Origin of the sequence: Streptomyces sp. NPDC056161 (genome assembly GCF_042268025.1) — a bacterium.
Lineage (GTDB): Bacteria > Actinomycetota > Actinomycetes > Streptomycetales > Streptomycetaceae > Streptomyces.
Window position 1 is genome coordinate 15,026 of record NZ_JBHJUV010000082.1, and the last position, 20,993, is coordinate 36,018.

General features: G+C 70.0%; 14 protein-coding genes. 10 read left to right on the forward strand and 4 right to left on the reverse strand.

From position 1 onward, the window contains the following. Window positions 1-24: 24 nt before the first annotated feature. From ACFC09_RS42120 to ACFC09_RS42130, 3 genes are all read right to left on the reverse strand, one after another. Window positions 25-1,494 (reverse strand): UvrD-helicase domain-containing protein, encoded by a 1,470-nt coding sequence (locus tag ACFC09_RS42120; protein ID WP_376537782.1) that lies wholly within the window; start codon window positions 1,492-1,494, stop codon window positions 25-27. A gap of 567 nt (window positions 1,495-2,061) precedes the next feature. Beyond that, window positions 2,062-2,886 (reverse strand): DUF6083 domain-containing protein, encoded by an 825-nt coding sequence (locus ACFC09_RS42125; protein WP_376537784.1) that lies wholly within the window; start codon window positions 2,884-2,886, stop codon window positions 2,062-2,064. Between the two features lie 220 nt (window positions 2,887-3,106). Further along, on the reverse strand, window positions 3,107-3,370 hold the full coding sequence (locus ACFC09_RS42130) for a helix-turn-helix transcriptional regulator (RefSeq protein ID WP_191892057.1): 264 nt from the start codon (window positions 3,368-3,370) through the stop codon (window positions 3,107-3,109). A gap of 1,151 nt (window positions 3,371-4,521) precedes the next feature. On the opposite strand from ACFC09_RS42130, the gene ACFC09_RS42135 reads away from it, so the two are divergent. The 10 genes from ACFC09_RS42135 (at window position 4,522) to ACFC09_RS42180 (ending at window position 20,232) form a co-directional block, all read left to right on the forward strand. Then, the gene (locus ACFC09_RS42135) at window positions 4,522-4,734 is read left to right on the forward strand and encodes a hypothetical protein (RefSeq protein WP_376537786.1); all 213 of its coding nucleotides are present in this window, start codon (window positions 4,522-4,524) and stop codon (window positions 4,732-4,734) included. 632 nt (window positions 4,735-5,366) lie between these two features. After that, complete coding sequence (locus ACFC09_RS42140; RefSeq protein ID WP_376537788.1) at window positions 5,367-6,977, forward strand: DUF2397 family protein; 1,611 nt, start codon at window positions 5,367-5,369, stop codon at window positions 6,975-6,977. After that, window positions 6,974-8,326 carry a DUF2398 family protein gene (locus ACFC09_RS42145; RefSeq protein WP_376537790.1) on the forward strand — a complete coding sequence of 451 codons (1,353 nt, stop codon included), beginning with the start codon at window positions 6,974-6,976 and terminating at the stop codon, window positions 8,324-8,326. The genes ACFC09_RS42140 and ACFC09_RS42145 overlap by 4 nt, the downstream gene beginning before the upstream one ends. Next, window positions 8,323-12,561, forward strand: coding sequence for an SbcC/MukB-like Walker B domain-containing protein (locus tag ACFC09_RS42150; protein ID WP_376537792.1), 4,239 nt, complete (start codon window positions 8,323-8,325; stop codon window positions 12,559-12,561). The genes ACFC09_RS42145 and ACFC09_RS42150 overlap by 4 nt, the downstream gene beginning before the upstream one ends. Then, complete coding sequence (locus ACFC09_RS42155) at window positions 12,558-13,835, forward strand: DUF2399 domain-containing protein (RefSeq protein WP_376537794.1); 1,278 nt, start codon at window positions 12,558-12,560, stop codon at window positions 13,833-13,835. Before ACFC09_RS42150 ends, ACFC09_RS42155 begins: the two co-directional genes overlap by 4 nt. Before the next feature lie 114 nt (window positions 13,836-13,949). Next, window positions 13,950-14,468 carry a hypothetical protein gene (locus tag ACFC09_RS42160; RefSeq protein WP_376537796.1) on the forward strand — a complete coding sequence of 173 codons (519 nt, stop codon included), beginning with the start codon at window positions 13,950-13,952 and terminating at the stop codon, window positions 14,466-14,468. Window positions 14,469-14,870: 402 nt separating this feature from the next. Further along, entirely contained in the window at window positions 14,871-16,010 is a 1,140-nt protein-coding gene (locus ACFC09_RS42165; protein ID WP_351746347.1) for a nucleoid-associated protein, read from the forward strand. After that, window positions 15,991-16,992 (forward strand): RelA/SpoT domain-containing protein, encoded by a 1,002-nt coding sequence (locus ACFC09_RS42170; protein WP_328336026.1) that lies wholly within the window; start codon window positions 15,991-15,993, stop codon window positions 16,990-16,992. The genes ACFC09_RS42165 and ACFC09_RS42170 overlap by 20 nt, the downstream gene beginning before the upstream one ends. Next, entirely contained in the window at window positions 16,989-17,618 is a 630-nt protein-coding gene (locus ACFC09_RS42175; protein ID WP_099171022.1) for a hypothetical protein, read from the forward strand. Before ACFC09_RS42170 ends, ACFC09_RS42175 begins: the two co-directional genes overlap by 4 nt. Before the next feature lie 124 nt (window positions 17,619-17,742). Then, complete coding sequence (locus ACFC09_RS42180) at window positions 17,743-20,232, forward strand: Helicase associated domain protein (RefSeq protein ID WP_376537799.1); 2,490 nt, start codon at window positions 17,743-17,745, stop codon at window positions 20,230-20,232. A gap of 226 nt (window positions 20,233-20,458) precedes the next feature. On the opposite strand, the gene ACFC09_RS42185 is transcribed toward ACFC09_RS42180, so the two are convergent. Beyond that, a complete protein-coding gene (locus ACFC09_RS42185; protein WP_376537801.1) occupies window positions 20,459-20,614 on the reverse strand; it encodes a hypothetical protein in 156 nt (51 codons plus the stop codon). Window positions 20,615-20,993 lie beyond the last annotated feature (379 nt).

Genomic DNA, 20,993 nt, shown 5'->3' on the forward strand with positions numbered 1-20,993 from the left:
CAGATCCGTGACGCAGGTGTTGTTTCAGGCGGCAGGAAATGGGGGGAGGTGGGTGTTGATCCATGAGAGGCCGCCGAGGTCGAGGTGGTGGCGGCTGCGGGTGACGGCGACGTAGGCGAGGCGGGCGTCGGTGTCGTTGACGGGTTCGGGGATGGGGCGGCCATGGGCGTCGTGCTGGTCGGTGTCTTTGGGCGGGGGGAAGTCGTCGGCGATGCGCACGGTGGGCCATTCGCGGCCTTTGGCGGTGTGCGCGGTGGAGACGGTGACGTCGGCGTCTGTCTCGTCGGTGAGCTGGTTGATCGCGGCGAGGATGGCGTCGGGCCCGTGCGTGTCGACGAGATTGACGAAGGGCTGCAGGTCACGTCCGGCGGGGTCGTGTTCGGCGTACTCCTGCAGCTCGCCCCAGGAGCGGAAGAGAACGAGCTCGGGATGGGCGGTGGCGCGGCCCTCTTTGAGGTCGCGGGCGGCGAGTGCCAGCGCGGCCAGCGCCTGTGCGCCGCGGGCCAGGGCGACGCGCCGGCCGTCGGTGAGCAGGCGCATGACTTCGGTCATGGCGCCGATGTTGGTGCGGCACAGCACCGCGTCCGGACAGTCGAGGTCCCCGACCGTGGTGGGGATGGTGTCGGTGCCGGTCAGGCGGATGGGAGCGTCCGCGAGCTCCAGCCACCGGTTGGCCTGCTCCGCGATCAGGGGACCGAAGCGGAAGGAGCGTGTGAGGGTCAGGTGCGTGGCGTCGAAGCCGGTCATCACGTCGCGGGCACCGCGCCAGCCGTAGATGGCCTGGGCGGAGTCGCCGACCATGACGAGCTGCGCGTGGTCGCGCTGGGTGGAGAAGACTTGTTCCAGGACGGGGTTGGTGTCCTGGGCCTCGTCGAGAAGCAGGAAGTCCGCGTCGATCCATGGTTCGGTGAGGGCCCACATTTTCAGGTAGTGGTCGTGCTCGAAGCGCACCACCCCGTGATCGGGGTTGTGCAGGTCCGCCCAGGCACGGTGGGCGAACGGAAGGACCGCTTCGGTGAACTGTGCCTGTTCGGCGGGTGTTCCCAGGCGGCGCAGCGGCGGGACGTGGTGGCGGTCGAGGGAGTGGTCGGCGGAGTAGCAGAAGCGGGTGACCGTGCGCAGCACGGTGTTGGACAGCGACCTGGCGGTGATCTCGTGTTCGCCGATGCGGACGGGGCGGGTGATGCCGAGTGCCCGGCCGGTTTTCCAGGCGCTCTGGCGGGGGCTGTTGAGGCGGTGGGTGTAGCGGTGGCCGAGGGCCGCGTAGGCGGTGGCATGGGCGGTCTTGCATTGCACGGTACGGGGGAAGCGCGCCGCGGCGTCGAGGGCGATGCTTTTGTTGAAGGCGAGGTAGCGGCCGCGGCGCTGGGTGGCGGCGGCGAGCAGGGCAAGGGTGGTGGTCTTGCCCGTGCCGGCGCCGGCTTGCAGGACGAGGTGGTGACCGGCGCGGAAGGCGTCGGCGGCGTGCACTTGTTCATCAGTGGGCGTGGGCAACAAAGGCTCCGCGATAGAGAAGAGAGACCGAAAGGGCAGGGCGGCTGCAGCGGCCTGCGCCGGTGTGCTGCAAGGGCGCGGGTGTTACGGCGCCGGCGTGTGGCGGTGCTGACGGCTGTGCAGGAGGCTGGCCACGCTGGTCAGGACTTCTTCGGGCGTGTGGTGCGCGAGCAGACCCTCGAGTCGGATCGTCAGGAGTTGGGCGCGGTCCCGCTCGTCCTGGGCAAGAGCCTCGTTCACACGGCGTCGCAGAACGTCCTGGGGCCGCTGCCCCAGTGGCGGCCGCCGCCTGGCGCAGGGCTTGGTCGGCGGTGTGGGGGAGTGCCACGTTGAGCAACACCTGACCGTGCCGGTCCGGGTAGTGCGTGGTCAGGACGTCGATCGGCAACCGAGTGCCCAGTCGGCGCCGCAGCGCATGCAGGGCGCCGCCGGGGCTGCGTGCGCCGTGGACCGCCATCAGCCGGGTGCGGTCCGCGTTCGCGGCTACAGGCACACTGCTGCGCGCATGCCGGAGCTCGCCGGAGGTGGCGGTCCTGGTCAGAATGATCTCGACGGCATGGTGCGCAATCACGGCTGCACCCCGTCCCGTGCGGCAGGCCCGGGACGGCGGTGGGCAGCGGCAGGCAGACGGCTGTGGACGTGCTCGTGGTGGCGCAACGGTTCGAAAGGCTCCCACTCGGCCACCGCCAGGTCGGCAGCCGTAGACGAAGCGGCGTGCTGCGCACAGCGCTGGGCGCGCCAGCGCAGCTGCTCGGCATAGGGGAGGGGACCGAGGTCGTAGACGGCCATGACGTCAGCGGGCAGAGCCAGTTGACCGCCTTCCGCAGTGGCTGGCATGAGCGTCCAGACGCCGCCCGGGGCGCAGGAGATGAGCACGGGACTGGCGCAGCGGTGGCGGTGCCGGGTCTGAGCGACGCACTGGATCTCGTCCACCGGGCGGGACGCGAGGTAGCGGACGTACAGCAGCTGCACGATGGGCCGGGCCGGGCGGCAGATGACCGCTTCAGGCGTCTGGCTGGGCGGTGAGGCCGGGGGAGGGGTGAAGATGCCGGCGTCGATCAGGCGGCGGGAGAGCACGGCCAGCGACCGGCGCAGCCCCGCCAGCCCGGGGGGAGGCGGGGGCGCGTCGCGGGCGGGGCAGAGGACGGCGTGCGGCAGACGGCACCAACTGCTGCCGTCTCCGGCCGGGTGCGCGACGCCGGAGCTGACGTGCCAGCGGCAGGCTTCGGGCACCTGGGCGGCGGGCAGTTCGTGCGGGTGCAGACGGACCGGGTGCTGATCGCTGCGGTGGTACCACTCGATCGGGTTGCCGCAGTCGTGGCACCGGCCGCTTTGGCCGCAGCGCAGCAATCGGCTGGCGCTGCCGGGAGCGATCTGCAAGGAGCGGCGCATGCGGTGAGCGGGGACCGGGCTGGTGTTCCGATGACGGGGTGTGGGAGATGGGCAGTGCATGCGCGCGAACCTGCCAGCCGACACGCCGAACCCGTGGCAGCGCTGCCGCCGGATCGCCCACTCGGCCTCACTCGATGAAACGGAAGTACGAGTAGCCGACCGTGTGTTCGGGAGGGGCTCGCCGGATTGGGTGATCTGCGGCAGCCGCCCGGGCGGGCTGTCAGTCCCCGCTCGGCCCGGGCAGGTCATGCCCGCGGCACAGTGTCGCGAAGAGCTCGTCGAACGGGGTGCCCAGGGTGTGGGCAAGGGCGTGCCAGGTCTTCAGGGTGCCGACGGTGCGGCCCTGCTCGATCTCGATGACGGTGCGTCTGGCCAGGCCGCTGCGGGCGGCGAGCTCGTCGTAGGTCCACCCGCGCGCGGCTCGCAGGCGCGCGAGCTCCAACCGCAGCGCGTCGAGGTCCGGATCGGGCGGCAAGATCGTCACCCGTCCATCCGACGGTGCAGACCCCTGCCCTGTCAGTGCAGACCTCTGCCCTATTTTCCCAGGTGACGGCAGCCGCGAGAGTGCAGAAGTCTGCACTACGGTGGCGGCCGCACCCGCACCCCAAGCGCGGGAACAGGGCGGAAGCAACCGGAGGAACACGCGTCCATGAGGCTGCGCACAGCATGTCCGGCGACGCCACGCGCCTGGACCGTGGAACTGCGCTCGCACGCCGGCGGGCTCGTTCTCATCTGCCGGCACTGCCCGCACGGCATCACCCCGATCACCGCGGTCTCTGCTCGTTCGACTGCCCTGGCCCACCTCGCCCGGCACGTACGCGGTGATCTGCGTCCCCCGCACCTGCGGATCTGCCAGTGCCGCGAATGCGGCTGCCGTTGGCACCCCCGTCACCGCGGTTGCGCCGGCCCTATCCGCCTTCTCCTCGCTTGCGAACGCGGCGGACGGCTGTGGCGGCTCGCCGACGCCTGCAGTGCCTGCGCCGCTGTGACAGCACGGGCCGCCGTCGTACCGGACACCGCCCTCGCCCGGGCGCCGCAGCCACCGGCGACCGCTCGGCAGCGCAGACGTCCCAAGGGGCCGGGGGAGCGGATCCGGGTCCGCGAAATGCTCAGCTACCTCGCCGCTGCACTCCCAGAGAGCACCTCGGCTGCCGCACGCCTGCTGGCACTGCAGTGCGCACTGCGGATGAATACCCACATGCGAATCCGGCTGTCCAAGGGCGTACTGCGCAGCCTCCGCCTCGACACAGCCTCGGGACCGTGGCGTGAGCTGGAGCACGCGCGATGGCTGCGGACGGTCCCCGGGGGTGCAGCCAACGAGATCGCCGCTGAACTCCTTGATCTCGCGCTGCTCGGCCAAGCTCCAGCCCGCCCCGACCGAAGACGTGCCGCGGACTGGGCGCTGCGCGCCAGTTCCTCCTCTGCCGTACGAGCTATCGGGCCGCTGCCCCGGCTGGCGAGCGTGTACCTCGCGGTTCACACGGACCCGGAATTCGGTACTGGCCTGGGTGACCTCGAGCAGATGGCGCGCGCCTGCGGTACCCAGCCCGCGGAACTGGCCAGCCCGCTCGACCAGTTGGCGAGAACAGGATTGCTGGGGTCATGGCATGCCTGCCCGGACTCGGGAGACCTGCAGTGGACCCTCGCGCGCGGCACGGGAATCCGTGTCCCCTGCAGCGGGTCCCGGAGTTCCGCACCCTCAACATCCGCCACTGGGGCCGCATCATCGACGCCTGGGCCGCCAGGGGCAACAGAGCCATGGGTGACGCCTGGATCGAGCAGGTCGTTGGCTCCGGGCCCCAGTCGGGCCAGTACGAGTACTGCACGAACGTAGGCTTCGCCGCCTGATGGGGTGTGGTTTAGCGACGTTCGCCCAGGGCCAGCCAGCCACCGGCGACCGTCCGCAACACCGAAGTCACCAACAACGCCGTCCGACATCGCCCTAACGCCCAAGTCAACGCCGTCCGCCGCAGTCCCCGCCCTCACCTGATCACGAAACGGCATTGGAGGACTTCGCCGAAGTCTGCCCGGCAAGGAGAAAAGAGAGCCGAACCCCGGATTGATCGAACGCTTTATCGAATTTTGGGCGTGGAAACTGCTCGCGGCCATTCATCTTTAGGGCTGGCTGCTTCCCCGGGCAATATGGCTGAATACCGTGCGGTGACTCGGAGTCCCGAGGTCGCGAAGCCTCCTGCGCGCGTGTCATGCCGAACATGATCACTCCGCCTGGCATGGCAGCTATCAACGCAGGTCAAAGCTCTTCTGCGGAAGCGAGCGGGGTGGATGCTGGCCGGTACCGGCCCTTGATCGTCTCCGTCTGAGGGGGAGGCGATGCATTCGAGTCACGTGCGGTAGGGCAAGCGCCTCGAATTCACTCTTTTCCGAGAGGACTGTCAGTGGTGGCGTCTACTTTCCAAAACGAGGCCCGGGACGTGCGGCTCCTTGGCATCGCGGATGGGGGAGTGGTGACAGCAGAAGAAATGACGCCCGCCGTAGACGACGGTGTGTCCGATGCACGGCAAGTCGTGGGGTACCTGGTGCGGCGGGAGTCCGGCGACTACATCGCGATCATGGATGTGCTGGAGGGGTCGGTGACCGACCTGACGGTCGCTGAAGTTGCCGCAGCGCTGTCGGCAGCCGGACTGCGTATCGAAACGAGTGTGGTCGAGAAGCGCCTCGACGAGCTGAAGGCCATGCGCGCGGTTTCGGTCCGGTCGGACGTCAGCCACGCACGCCGGTATGCCGAGATCCTTGCCCGGAACTGGCGCTACACCGCAAGCCCCGCAGGCCGGCACGTCCAGCGCTTCTACCGCCAGGTGCTGGCAGGGACGGCGACCGTGCGGGAAATCCCGATCGTCTCACTGAGCCGCATCGTCTCCCACCTGGACCAACTCGCCACGGTGCTGGGCGCGGTGGAGCCTGGTGCCGGCCGCCTGGACGCCGCAACCCTGGACGCAGTGAGCATCGTGTTCACCAGCCACGATGATCTCGACGCCGCCCTGGTCGGTGCCGAGGATGCGCTGATAGGGCTGGCCGACCGATTCGACCTGGACGAGGAACGCACGAACGACCTCAAAGGATTGCTCGTCGACTATGCCACCCGCGTGGCGGCCGAACTCGACTCCGGTTCAGCGCGGGCGGCTGCGGCACTGGCGGTGCTGCGACCGTGGTTCGGCACCCTGGCGCAAGCGGCCGTCGATGCCTCCCAGGCTCGGGACCTCATCGCCGCCGGTGCGCTCAGCGCCTCACGAGGAGGCCGCACGGAAGACTGGGATGGACTGTGCGCCTGGTTCGACGCCCGCACCGGACGCGCCGCCCGGTTCTCGCTGCGCCTGGTGCGGGCGCTGCCGGGCATGCATGCCAACTTGCGTCGGCTGCACTCCTCCTCGGGCACCGCCTCCACCCGCACCCGAGCCTTGGCCCTCGCCCGGGCCGTGCTGACACCGGAGATCGGTGTGCAGATCTTCCAGGCTGCGGTGGGCGACCACTCCTGGCGCAAGCTCTACGGCCAAGCTGACGAAGACGACGCCGGCCGCAACCCCTCCTGGCGAGGCGGACCGCAGGTGCCGGTGCCGACACTGCTGCGCACCGCAGGCCGCTCCGGCCCCCGGGGTAGAGGCACCGCACCCCGCGACGACACAGCCGTCAAAGCACAGGTGGCCCAGGCCCGGGCACGTCGCCAGGCCGAGCACACACATGCTGTTGCCGCGGTCCTGGCCTCCACCCCCGGACAGCACCTGGACGAGACCGTCGCACGCGTCGCGCTCGCCGCTCTCATGGCGGCCGCCCGGGCCACTGCGCGGGGCCCGCGCCGCACCGGCACCAGCGGGGGACTTGCCTGCACCCTCGTCCATACCGGCACCGGCACCGGCACCCTGAACGCCCCCGCCTGGCAGGTGCTCCTGCCCGGCCGCATCCCTGTGTTCCACCAGCCCGGCCGCCGCCCCTCCGCCGCAGCCCTCGCCGCCCTCGCGGACGCCACCACACAGGACGACATCTCGGAGCGCGCCATGCTGCGCATCGCCCCGTATCTCGTCTCCGACCCAGCCGACGAGACCGGTGCCGCCACCCTGGAGGAAGGCGCAGCATGAGCGAGGAGACCGAAGCCCAGACGCACAGGACCAGGCCGCCGCGGCGGCGCCGCGCGTGGCATCCCGAGGCCGACGCGGAAACAGCGGCCCTGCTGCGCCACCTGGCAGCCCACCCCTGGCTGGTCGGCGGACGCGACGACGAACTCATCGCCGCCGTCCGCCGCAACGAACCTGCGCTGCGCTCCGCCGTGGCCCGGCTGGGATGGGTACTGGTCGTCGAACGCGACCTGGTACGGCTGCGGAAAAGCCCTCCGCCACGCCCCCAAGCCTGGGCACCCCAGGGCCCCACGCCGGCTGCCTGCTCCTGGTTCTTCCTTCTGCTGGCAGCCGCCGAGTCGATGCCGCCGCGCACCGCCATCGGACACCTGGTCACCCAAGCCCGCGCCGCTGCCGCAGAAGCCGGACTGCCCACCCACCACGACATGGCAGAGCGCCGCGCCGTCCTGGCCGCGCTGCGCATGCTCGATGAACGCGGCGTCGTCGAACGCCTCGACGGTGACCTGGAGGGATACCTGCACGACGAACAGGCCCCGGTCCTCCTCGCCGTCCACCACACCCGCCTGGCCTACGTCGTCGCCAACCCCGGCACCCTCGATCCGGCCACCGACCCACACGCATGGCTTGAGCAGGCACAGCGCGAACCGGACGCGGCCCGCCGGATGCGCCGCGCCCTCGTGGACGACACCTGCGTACACACCGCGCTGCTGGACGAAGCCGAGGCACAGTGGCTGAGCCAGCGCGTACGCGGCGACGACGGCGGCCCCCTGGCCGACGCCTTCGGACTCGTCCTGGAACGCCGCGCGGAAGGCGCCGCGTTCGTCGTACCCGACGAGTCATACCGGCACTTGAACGAGCTCGGCCCGATGCCTTTCCCCGCACCGGGCACTGTCGCACACGCCACGCTGCTCCTGCTCGACCACGCCGCACTGCACGGCACCGCCGGCAACGGTCCCGGGCCCGGCTGGCGCGGCATGACCGAGGAACAGGTGGTGGCGGCGCTGACGGGATTCGCCAGCAACAATGGCGCCGGCAAAGGCGGCTGGGGAACCGAATACGCCCACGACCCCCTTCTGCTGGCCGGCAAGGTCGGTGACCTGCTGACCGGCACCAACCTGGCCCGTCTCACCCCCGCCAGCCCGCCCGCAGGCGAGGAGACCACATCGATGTGGTGGTTCGCCCCCACCTCGGGCCGCTGGGCGGAAGAGGGCACCGCGGCCCCCAAAACCGGCCGCTCCCGCGCCCGCACACCCCGCGCCACCCCAGCACACCCGCGCCCGCACACCCCGCTCCAGCAGGGACTGTTCAGCGACATCGAGGCCGAAGACAACATGGAGGAGCCCACATCGTGAGTGACATCTTCGACCTGGACTTCACCGCGCCCCCGGCGCCCCCGCCGTCTGGCAACACCCGCAGGTTCGGCGGCCGCTGGCGCCTGGTGGGTGCCGGACTGTCGAACGTGTGGCGCTACGGCGACCTGGATCTGCCCGCGGCATCGGGGCGTCTGCTGCTGCGCGGGCCCAACGGCACCGGCAAGACGACCGCGCTGGAGGCCCTGTGGCCCTACCTGCTCGACCTCAACGCCGCCAAACTCGCCGCCGGCAAAGCACGCCCCACCACCCTGAAGCTCCTGATGAGCCAAGGAGCCCCCGCCAAGGGCCGCCGCTACGGATACCTGTGGCTGACCTTCGCCGCCCCGTCCGGCGAACCAGCACAGAGCACACCAAACGAAACGGCAGCCCTCAGCCAGGTCGTCAGTTTCGGGGTCCGGCTGCAGTACTCACCCAGCTCCACCCCGGCCGTGCGCGTCATCCCGTTCACCGTGCCCGGCCGGCCGCTGAAGGAGCTGGGCCTGCGCGGGCCCAACGGCGGCGCACTGGAACATGAAGAGTTCTCCGCACGCGTCGAGGCCGCGGGGGGAGAGGTCTTCGCCGAGCCCGAGGACTACATCGAGGACCTGGCCCACCGCATCTGGAGCACCACCCCCGGCGAACTGCGTCTGCTCGCCTCACGGCTGCGGGAGGTGCGCAATCCAACCCTGCTGGGCGACGTTTCCCCGGCCGTAGCCGCCGACGCGCTGCGCCAGTCGCTGCCGGGCGTGTCCGGTGACGTCCTCACCGCGACCGCCGAGGCCCTCGCCGAATCCGACACCACCCGCGAGGTGTTCGAACGAGACGAGCACGCCGCCACACTCCTGAACGAGTTCGCCCGCGTCTGGACCGGGCATGTCATCGACGTCACCCGCGCCGCCCACACGGCCGCACACCAGGCCCACGACGCCGCCGCCGAGCGAGGCCGCGACGTCCAAAAGCACATCGGCCTGCTCGAGACGGCGAAGGCCGCTGCCGAGCAGGCCGGAGCAGACGCCCAGCGCCTCGGTGACGATACCCGCGCGGCGGAGGCGTCTGCGCGCGCCATCGAGACCAGCGACGCCTACCGGTCCCACGGACGCGTCATGGACCTGCACAAGCGGCTCAAGGCCGAACAGAGCGCGGCCACCAGCAGCTACGACCGGCTCCGCTCCACCGCCGAGCAGGCCCGCACGCAGACCAAGGCTGGCCAGGGAGCTCTCGACGACGTCATCAGCGACCTCGCCGGCCTTGCCGCCGACGCGGAGGCCGCCGGCGCCCGCCCGGTGGCGGTGGAGACCCTGCTCGCCCACCACCCCCGCGCCCGGATTACCCGTCCTGTCGCCGACCGCGTCGTCGACCCGGGCCCCGGCCTGACCCTCACCCATGACCGCACCGGTCTCGACCAACTCGCCCGCGCCTGGACGAGCACAGCCCAGGGACAGAGGGCCACAGCCGACAGGGCCGCACTCATCCTGCGCGACCACGACCCCGTCGCCACAGCCGACACGGCAGCCCAGAGCGCCGACCAGGCAGCAGCCACCGCCGAGAGTGCCTATGACGAGGCCAGCCAGGCCCACGACCGGGCCACCGCAGCAGCTCGCTCGGCTGCCCGCCAGGTACTCGCCGACGTCGCCCTATGGGCCCCGGCGCATCCTCACCTGCGCGGCCTGCACGACGAGGCGGATCTTGCCTGGGACGAGCAGCCGGTATGGGACACCGAGGACATCGACGCCCTCACCACCGCCGAACCCGCCGCAGTCCGCGACCAGCTCAACGCATGGGCCGACCAGGCACGGCGCACCGGTGAATCCCTCGCAGCCGTCCACGAAAACGCCGCCAAACACCACCTCGCCACCGCAGCCGGCCTCGACACCACCGCCGCACAGCACCGCAACGGGGCCCGTCACCTGCGCTCCGGACAGCTGCTGCCGCTGCCCCGCCCGTCCTGGGCCGGGGCGGGCCTGGACGACACCGCCCTCGGCGCACTGCTCGAATGGCAGCCCGCCCCCGAGGCCGCAGACGAACAAAAGGCACTCCTGGAACTGGCACTCGCCCGCTCCGGAATCCTCGGGGCCCACCTGCACGCCGGCGGAGCCACCACTGACGCCTGGCGCATCAGCCCCACAGGCACAGTCTGCGAGCAGAACCTGACCACCGTCCTGGACGTTGTGCCCGGCCACCCGCACGCTGCTCTCGCCCGGGCTGTGCTGGCACGCATCGCCCTGGCCGACACCGCCACCGGCCACCACGACCCGGCAGTTCTCGTCATCGGACGCGACGGCACCTTCACCGCCGGCCCCCTCACAGGTGATCCCGCCGCCGCGCTGCGCGCCGATGGCAGCACGATCCCTGCCGCCTCGCATATCGGCGCCCGCACCCGCCTGGCCAGGGCACGCGCCAAAGCCGACGAGCTGGACGCGGCCGCCGACGAACTCGAAGCCGACGCCGAGGCCGAGCGGCACGCCGCCGGAGAGCGACGCCGGCAACGTGATGCCGCCCGCAGCGAAGCCCAGACATTCCCCCCGCGGGACGAACTGGTCAACACCGAGGCCGAGCGCGCCCGTACCGCCAAGGCGGCACACGAGCGCCAGGGCACCGCACGGCAACTGCGGCAGTGCGCGGACGACATGGCGGCCGAGCACATCCGCATGCGCACCGACTGGACGGCCCGGGCCCGAAGTCTGGGCATGCCCGCCGACCCCGCCGCCCTGGCCGACATGGTCGAGGACGGCCGAACGCGCGCCGACACGCTCGACGGTTGCGCAACCACGCTGTCCGCGCGGCTGCTGCCCAGGCTCGGGCGCGTCCTGCAGATACTGCCCGACGAAGCCACCCTCGCCGAGCGACTTGCCGACCTCCAGCACGACGCCCGTAGCGCGCACACCACGGTCCTCGAGACCCGCGCCGAACTCACCGAGGCGCAGTCCCACGGCGACGCCGAGGACGCAGCACGCCGCTTCGAAGAGGCCACCGACCGGGCTAAGGAACTCCAACGGCAGCTCTCCTTCGCCCAACAGCACGCCGTCACCGCCGAGAAGCAGCTCAGCACCTGCGAGAGCAACCTCGTCACGGCCCGACAGCGACTCAACGAAGCACGCCCCGGCCAGACGGCCACACGGGCACATCTGGCGGCGCTGCTCGCCTGGCCCCCGCTTGCCCATGCCCTCGGTGTCGATCCCGCTCTCCCCACGGTCGGCGCCGACAGCTCCGAACTCCTCAACATCGTCGAAGGTCTGCTCGGCCGCCGCCCCACCTCCTCCAAGAAGATTCTCGGCGAACGCTACGACACCGTCCGCGCCGAACTCGCCCAGACCTGGACCATCGCACGCGACGACCCGCCCGCCAGCATCGGAGAACTCGACACCTTCGTCCTCACCCACGCCGAAACGCGCTACGACCCCCTCTCCGCCGCCGTCCGCGCGCAGACCCTCGCCGACCGGGCCAAAGCCGCCCTCGACGCCGCGGAAGCCGCAGCGCTGCGCGACTTCGTCATCGGTCGCCTGCCCGCCGCCATCGGAACCGCCTGGACGGCCCTGACGGACTGGAAGAAGACGGTCAACCGCAAGATGCGCGCAGCCCAGGCATCCTCCGGAGTCGGCGTCCAGGTCCACATCAGCCTGCGGGCCGACCTCGACGCCGCCACCCGCACCGTGTACAAGCTGTCCTGCACGATCGGCGACGCCGTGCGCACCGACGCGCAGAAGGAACAGGTCGGACAGGCACTGCAGTCCCTGCTGGCCGCCGCCGACGGCTCCACCATGGCAGAGCGCCTTGCCGCGGCAGTCGACATCCGCAGCTGGGTCGACGTCCACTACCTCGTGGAACGCCCCGGCCCCGACGGCACACCCGCCACCGGCCAATGGGGCCCGCGCACCGGCCTGTCCGGCGGCGAACGTCGCCTGGTTGTCCTGGCCCCCATGCTCGCCGCCATCGCCGCCAGCTACGACCGTTTTCCGAGCACCGGCCTGCGCCTGGTCCCGCTCGACGAAGTCCCCGCCGAGGTCGACGAACGCGGACGCGAAGGACTGGCCCGCTACCTCGCCGAACTCGACCTGGACGTCCTGTGCACCTCCTACCTGTGGGACGGCGCACCCGGTGCGTGGGACGGCATCGATGCCCATGACCTCGAAGCTGGTGCCGACGGCACCGTCGTCGCCTTCCCCATGCTGATCCGGACAGGCCAGGCCCTGCCGGAGGACACCGATCCCGCACTGCACGCCGGAGGGACCGCATGAGCTGCCCGCTGTGCGACGACGCCTGCGCGGACGCCGATCTGGCTCCGCTGCTCATCCCCCAACTCACCTGGCTGTGGCTGGCCCTGGCAGCGGTAGCCGACCGGCGCGGGGACGAGACCCTCACCGCAGGCCCCGCGGTCACCGTGACGGTGCCGGCCTCGCCAGCCGAGCGCGCGGCAGCAGCCGGCCTCATCGGCGGACGCCCGCTGGAGCCCGGCCAGCGGCGCCGCGTCCGCCTGGAGGAACTGACCGCGGCGTTGGCCACACGCGGCCCCTCACTCACCCCCGGCGCCATCGCCGCCCACGCCACCACCCGCCGCCTGGCAGCAAAAGCCCGCAGCCGAGCCAAGCACACAGCCGCATCCGACCGGCTCCGTGCACAACTCGACAGCGCCGTTACCGGCCTGCCCCACCATGTGCGGGAACGCGTGGGAACGGACACCGTCTTCAGCCGACTGCACAGCGCCGGATGGATCACCCGACTGCTCAACACACCGGATCCCGCTGCGCTGCTCGCCCAGGCGCTGCAGGTCGCCGGCAGCCTGCCTCCACCCGGCCGGCGCATCGACCGCCGCACGCTGGTGCCGGGCAACCCCCACGCACTGGACAGCGGAGCCCTGCCCGCGCTCGTCCTCGCCCTGACCGGATCCTCCGCGAGCACGGTGCGCTCCAGCTGGGCCCGACTCGGAGTGGACTGCGACGACCTGCTCGGCGGACTCATCATCACTGGAATCACACCCCGAGGATGGCGGATACCGCCCGGCGCGACCTTCACCCTGCCGCCCAGAGAACTCGCCAAGATCGCATGGGAACGTCCCGAGATCCCCGGCACGTGGGTCTTCGTCACGGAGAACCCGTCCGTGCTCGCCGCGGCGAGCACCCACGCCCTGGCCCAGGACACGGCCACCACACCACGGGTGATCTGCACGGCCGGCACACCCTCACAGCTGGAATGCGAAGCCGTCGGCGCGCTGTCGGACGCCGGCTGGCACATCGCCGTCCGCGCCGACTTCGATCAGGCCGGACTGGCGCACATGCGCGCTCTCCTCGCTGCCGCACCGGCCGCGGTCGCGTGGCGGATGAGCGCGGCCGACTACCTCACGGCTGTCCCCGGGGGCACCGAAACCCTGCACCTGCAGGCATCGGATGCTCCCTGGGATGCGAGCCTGGTGTCCGTGATGCGGGAGCATTCCGTGCCCGTGTACGAGGAGGACCTCCTGCCCGCACTGCTCGCCGACATCACCGTCGGCACGCCGGGCTCATCCCAGCCCTAAGGTTCCGCCAGTCCTGCCGCGGCCCTCGCCATGGTGTGTAAGCTCAGCGAAGACGTACGTGCCAAGATCCAGGCCAACTTCCGCGGTGTGCTCGCCTCACACGGGCGCCCGGCCGTGGAAGAGATCGAGGTCAAGAAATCGAACCTGCCGGACCGCGTGTACGAGTACCTCACCCAGGAACGTGGCCTGGTGGACGTCTCCGTCGACCTTGCCGAACTGCTCTGGGACAGCCAGAAGGGGAAAAGCAGCTCGGCCGGGCTCCTCCTCGTGGCGACCGCCCGCCTTGCCGGCAAGCGGGCGCTCCTCATCGTCAAACTGGAACAAGAAGGCGGCCTCCGGGCCCAGGACGTCCTCGTCAACGGCAAACGCACCTTCGACATGAGCTACTTCGCCGACCTTCTGGTGACCGAGCACAACAAGATCTACAAGGCCGCTCTGTTCTGCGTCGACGGCGTCTCCGAGGACGGCCCCATCGAGGGACGGGCTGCCAGGCCCCCACCGGAGCCCTGCGCATCGCCATCCTCCCACCAGACACACGCGACGCACCGGCGGGTGCGCGCAACAGCACCGGCCACGACGTGCTGGTGCCCGAGCTTCGGCCGCTTCACGAACGCAGAAACCCCGGCTCGGTAGCTGGCCGCCGGGATCAGGGACATGAAAACCGGCACGTTCCGGCACACTGCCGCAGACAGGCCAAGTTAGGCCGCACGTCCGCGCCGTAACGACCCATCAACTTGCCCGTAAAGCCCGCCTTGTTCGCGCCCGGACCGGACGGAACCGCTCAAGTACCACGCATGCAAAATAAGTCACACGGATATGACTTGGGGGACACGAGCCATTATCAGCCACTACGCTCACCCATGACAGAGCGTAAGCAACACGGCCGGGGGGAGCCTGCCGTGCACGACGCTCCCCGGGGGTGTTCCAGACGAGCGCCCCTTCTTCTTCCGCAGCGACCCGTCCGGGATGCGCGTCCGCGGTTCTCCCCGGCGCCCCCCAGATCGGGGGCGCGCCTGGCCCTACACCGAGGTAGAAATGCGTACGGATTTTGGTGAACTCGTCATCAAGCAGACCATCGTGCATTCGGTGCCCACCCGGCTGAAGAAAGATCCCAGGAGCTACACGGTCGAGCTCAGCGACGAGGCCAGCCCGCTCTCGGACAAGGTCCAAAGCGCACTGGAAAAGCGGCTGGTCAAGATCTTGAATACTCATGCCTGTTCAGTGACGGAGGACCCCGAGCCCAAGTCCCCGCTCCCGGACTGGGTGCGGGACTTCATGGCCGAAGAACAAGATCTTGTCGAGGTCTCCGGCCACCTGGCTCGCCACCTCCAGGACTGCCAGACTGGCTCCAACTCCCGCGGGCTGCTGGTGGTCGCCCAGGTCCAGCTGGCCCGGCAACGCGCCCTGCTGCTGGTGAAGCTGGAGCAGGAGACCGGCATGCAGGCCCGGCGCGTCGGGGAAGAGGGCAAGCGGACTTTCGACGTCCAGTTCTACGCCGACCTGCTGTTCACGGAGAAGGCCAACGTCTTCAAGCTGGCGCTGTTCACCGCCGACGGCGCCAAGGAGGACATGCTGCAGGGATGGGCCGCCGACCGGCAGCGCTCCACCCGGCGCATGGCCGGCTTCTTCCTACACGACTTCCTGGGCTGCACGTTCACGGAAGACCCGGCCGAGGTGACCGGCAGGTTCCACGACGTCGCGCTCAAGTGGGTCAACAGCCGCCTGAGCGAGCCGGCGGACGCCCAAGCCCGCATCGACTACACCATGGCGATTCTCTCAGAGCTGCAAAGCACCCCGGAGACCATCAACCCCCGTGAGTTCACCGACCGGAACCTGAAAGGAGATCACAGGAGGGAGTTTTTGGCGCACTTGTCCGAGAACGGCATCCCAGAGCAGACCTTCGTCAAGGACACGGAGCTGATCGAGCCGCGCCTGCAGAAGATGCGAGTCGATTTCTCCAGTGGCGCCTTCCTCGTCGCCCCTCTGGACGCGGTGGAGGAGACCGTGACGTTCGAGGCTCTGGCGGACGGCCGCACCACGGCCACCGTGACGGGCGAAGTCACCAACACCCAGGGCTTTTCACCGCCCGGCGGACGCAGCAAGAAGCCGAGCCCGGCCGCACAGACGACCGTCACCAGCCCGGTGGAAGACAGCCGTGACACTGACGGTCAATGAGGCCTTCCACCGCTACGTGGCGGAAGAACCCCGCATCAAGGAAGCCGCCCGGTGCACCGCCGACCACATACGCCGGCGCGCCGTCCGCGACCAGTTCGACTGCGTCGTCTCCCAGCGCGTCAAAGACGTAGGGCGCTACGTCGCCAAGATCCACCGCAAGGGCTACACGGATCCCTGGAAACAAGTCACCGACAAGGTGGGAGTGCGGATCACGGTACGCCATCCCGGCCTGTTCGATCCGGCTCTCGGCCTGGTCAAGGACGCCTTCGGGGTCGGCGACGAGGCCGTCCAGGACTACCGCCGCATGCTGCCGGGCCGCGAAGACCGCTTCGAGTACCCCCGACTCCATGTCCAGGTCCCGGCCGTCGGTGACTACACGGACCCGGACGGCCAACCATACGAGTGCGAGATCCAGATCCGCACCCCCGTCGTCGACGTCTGGGCCAACGACTACCACCGCCTCGCCTACAAGCCCCCCGGCAACCTGCGGATCCCCTCCGATGTCAGTCGTGCGCTGTACCGTGCATTTGCCCTGGTAGAGCTGTACGACGCAGAGATCGGGCGGGTGATGGAGGTGTTGGATCAACATCCCGATTTCACCCGCGGCAACAGGCTTTTCGTCGAAGCAGAACGCATCTACCGCACGTTTGCCCAGCACTCCTTCGACCGGGAGCTCTCCCATGAGGTCATCGACGTACTCCAGCAAGTGATCCCCGACGACATCAGCGGATACAACTACCGACTGTTCGAGTTCGCCGAGCGCTACCGGGACCGGTTGACCCGCGACTACGTCAGGTTCGGCCCGACCAGCGACCACTTCCTCGAGGACGGCCGCTACATCTTGGCCTCGCAGCCGGAAAGTCTGATCATCTTCGAGCGTCTCGACTACGACAGCTTCACCCTGCGGGACCTGTGGAACGAGAGCGCGTTCGCCGACACCATGCTCTATGACCTGGCAGAAATTTGGGGGATAGACCTGTGACCCGACCGCCGCAGCCCGAACCTTCCGGTGTCGTGGCCGCCACCGCCATGTTCGTCGAGGTCCTCGTTGTCGGCATCGGCTTCCTCACCGGCCTGGGCATCCTGGCCGCGGCCATCGCCGGCGCCGACAACACCCGCCGACTGGCCCCTGCGGCGGGCACGCCCCTCGCGGCCGGCGCAGCCCTCGCATGCGCCTACGCCCTGGGCATTCTGATCGACCGCGCCGCCGACACCGTCCTGGCCGCCGTCCGCCGCCGCCTGCGCAGCCAGTCCTTTCCCACAACCGCCGCCTATGCCCAGGCCCGCCTCAAACTCGCCGAGATTCCTGCCCTGGCCGCCCGTGCCGACTACGCACGCTCCCGCCTGAGGATCTGCCGCGGCTGGATGCTCAACAGCATCCTGTTCACCTTGGCCACCGATCTCGCACTGTGGCGCTACCCCGTGGAGCACCGACCCCTGCTCCTCGCCACGGCAACCGTCCTGGGAGCCCTGGCCGCTGTCGGCTTCTACCTGTCCTGGCACACCATCACCGCTACCGGCTACCGCAAACTGGCCGCGCAGACCACGCCCGCTGTCACGCACACCGTGCCCTCCCAGCCCCCGGCGCCCGCACCTCAGACCCCCTGACCCCGGGCCAGCGACGGAGCCGCAGGCGCTGTGCGGGAGGGACAGCCATGACGGAAGGGCAGGACTGACAGAATCGGATGGCGCCTGCCGCTACCGGCCTGCAACGCATCGCCCGGAGACTTCCTTGGAACCGTCCCTGCCCCCGGCGGCTGAGCCGCAGCCGCTCACCGCCCAGGACCTGCACACTCTGGGGCTGGACCTGCCCTCACGCCGTGGGCGGCACCCCAAACCGGTATCCCTGTATGAGGATCAGCAAGAGGCCCTCCGCAGGATCCTCAAGCACCTCAGCCGTCCAGGCACCCGCGGCTCGTACGTGGCCGCGACCGGCACCGGCAAAACCCTCGTCGCCAGCCGCGCCGCCCGTCAGCTGGCGCGCCGACTGTTGTTTGTTGTCCCCACGCTCGACCTGGCTGCACAGACCGCCCTGGCACTGCGCCGCGACGGCCACCGTGAACCCCTCGTCATCGTCTCCTCCATGGACGCAGCCGCCCACGACGCCCTGGCCCAAGCGCGCGTCGCCTCCGTCACCGACTACCGCCTCCTCGCCTCCCTGCTTGCCGCCGTCGGCACGGGACCCAAAGCGCTTCCCGGCCTGACAGTGGTGTGCACCTACGACTCCCTCGACAAGATCGAGAACACCCAGCACACCTCACACCAGGTCCCGCCCTTCGACCTGGCCGTGATGGACGAGGCCCACCGGATCGCCGGCCGGTCCGACAAGAAATGGGCCGCGGTCCACGACACCACGCGCATCCGTGCCGACCGCCGCCTCTATATGACCGCCACCCCACGCATCTTCGCCGCACCTGACCTGGCCGAGTCTGCGAGCCTCTCCCGCCCCCGCGGCCGCCTGCTCACAGCGGGGGAGGGGAGCGAGGCCCGCGCCAACTCCATGGACAACCCCGCCGTCTACGGCAAGAAGATCTTCGAATACCCCCTCGCCCGAGCGATCGAGGACGGCCGGGTCGCGGACTACCGGATCATTGTCCCCACCCTCACCGACGACGACCTCCGCGCCCGCCTCAACCTGCCCGCCCCCGGCACCACCACGGACCAACAGCCCGCTACCGACGAGGCCCTGCGCACCACCGCCCTGCACCTGGCCGTCCTCAAAGCCATGACCACCCACCAACAGCGCCGCGTGCTGGTCTACTTCAACCTGGTCGAGGACGCCAAACGCTTCGCCCGCGAACTGCCCCACACCCTGCGACGCCTGCGCTCCCACGCCGACCTGCGCCCCGACATCGACCCGCGCGTCTTCTTCGTCCACGGCGACATGCCCTCCGCGCAACGCGCGGACACCTTCGCCCAGTTCGCCGCATCCTCCTGCGCCATCCTGACCAACGCCAAAGTCATCGCAGAAGGCGTCGACATCCCCAGCGTCGACGCAATCGTCTTCGCCGACCCCACCCGCAGCGTCATCCGCTGCGTCCAGGCCCTCGGCCGCGCCCTGCGCCTGTCCGTCAGCGGCAAGATCGCCAGCCTGGTCATCCCCGTCTACATCCCCCCGGGCACCGACCCCAGCGACATCCTCGGCACCGCCTACGAACCCGTCTGGGCCATCAGCACCGCCCTAGCCAGCCACGACCACCGCATCCTCGAACGCCTCCCAGGCAAAGCCAACCGCCTCCCCAAAGAGATCAGCGACCTCATCCAGCACCGCTGGCACTTCGACTTCACCGTCCACCCCGAGCACGTCGCCCGCGCCCTCGACCTCACCTCCTTCAACCCCCACGACACCGCCGTCTCCCGCTCCCGCCGCGCCGGACTCGCTGCCGCCCAGGCCTACCACGACACCCACCACCACCTCGACGTCCCCGCCGACTACACCGACCCCTACGGCTACGCCCTCGGCAGCTTCATCACCGCCATGCGCGACGCCCGCACCGCTGGCCGCCTGGACGCCGCCTGGGCCGCCGAACTCGACGCGCTGGACATGATCTGGGACAAACACGACGCCGCCTGGCGCGCCCAGATCACCGCCGCCACCGACTACCACCGCGCCCACGGCCACCTCGCCGCCCCCGCCACCACCCCCACCGGCGCCTGGCTCGCCGAACAACGCTCCCTGGCCGCACGCCGCGGACTCGACCCGGCCCGCGCCGCCGCACTCACAGCCATTGACCCGGACTGGCAGTTGCCGCACGGCCCGGACTGGCACCGCAAGTACCACCTGCTGCGCACGCACCTGGCCGCCGGGAACGACCCGGCAGCCCTCGAACGCCACACCGTCCTTGACACGGTGAAGATCGGCAGCTGGCTCCACCGCCAGCTCACCGGCTGGAGCAGCCTCGCCCCTCGACAGCGGCTCCTGCTGACCGACATCGGCCTCACCCCGCAGACCCATCCGCTAACCATGAGCCGCCGCTCCCGCCGCACGTTCGCCCAGACCGTGCAGATTCTCGAGCTCTTCCTCCACCGTGAGTACCGCGCGCCCACCGCCCGCGAGGAAATCACCGTTGACGGCGAGCGCGTGAAGATCGGACCCTGGCTCGCCAAAACGCGTTCGCAGCACAGGGCCGGCCAACTACCCCAGGAACATGCCGCGTTGGTGGCATCACTGTTCGACGGTGACTGGATCGACGAGGGCGCGCTTCCCGCGTCCCTGCCGTAAGTGCCCTACGCTGCCATCAGCGTGCCGCCTTTCGGTCCCCTACGTGGTTGAAGGGGGAGCTGTCGCGGGCGGACGGCCCTGGCGGGGTCTTCTGGCCATGGCTTAGCCCCGGCGACGTGACCGAAGCCGGCGGGAAAGCGAGGCCGTCCCCGCGCCGTGGGGAGGATCGCGGAGACGGCTGCCGGCGTACAGGTGAACATGCTCGGCGAGGTGCAGATGGATGCGTTCAGTCGTAGACCTGCTGCGGTGGCACGCGGTGGGGCAGTGGCTGACGCCAGTCGCCCAACCGGGCGACGAGGATCCGGCGGGCCAGAGTTCGTACCTGGCCCCAGCCCGCATCGGTGGTGCGGGCTGGGGCGAGACCATCTTCTTGCTCGGACACACGACTCCTGACACATCGACAGACGACCCCCTCCCGACAGCCGCAGGGGAACGGGATCCGCGAGCGTCACGCCAGCTTCCCGACCCAAGAGAGGCATGAGCCCCAAATCAGGAAACCCAGAAACTTTTCGCCAAAGGAAGCACCCGCCCTTCTTGATAGCTGAGCCCGCGTTAGCGGGCTATAGAGCTGGAGGCGAAGCCGGAAGCTCAACAGGCAAGAGAGCGAAGCGACTTGCCTGTTGAGCTTGGGGCGAAGCCCCAAGCATTCCCGAAGCGGAGCGGAGGGAATTCTTTTTGGCACTGCGCGTGAAGCGCGCGGTTGAACGCCCTCGCGAAGCGAGGGCGTTGGCGCTAGGAGGCTGCGCAGCAGCCTCCTACCC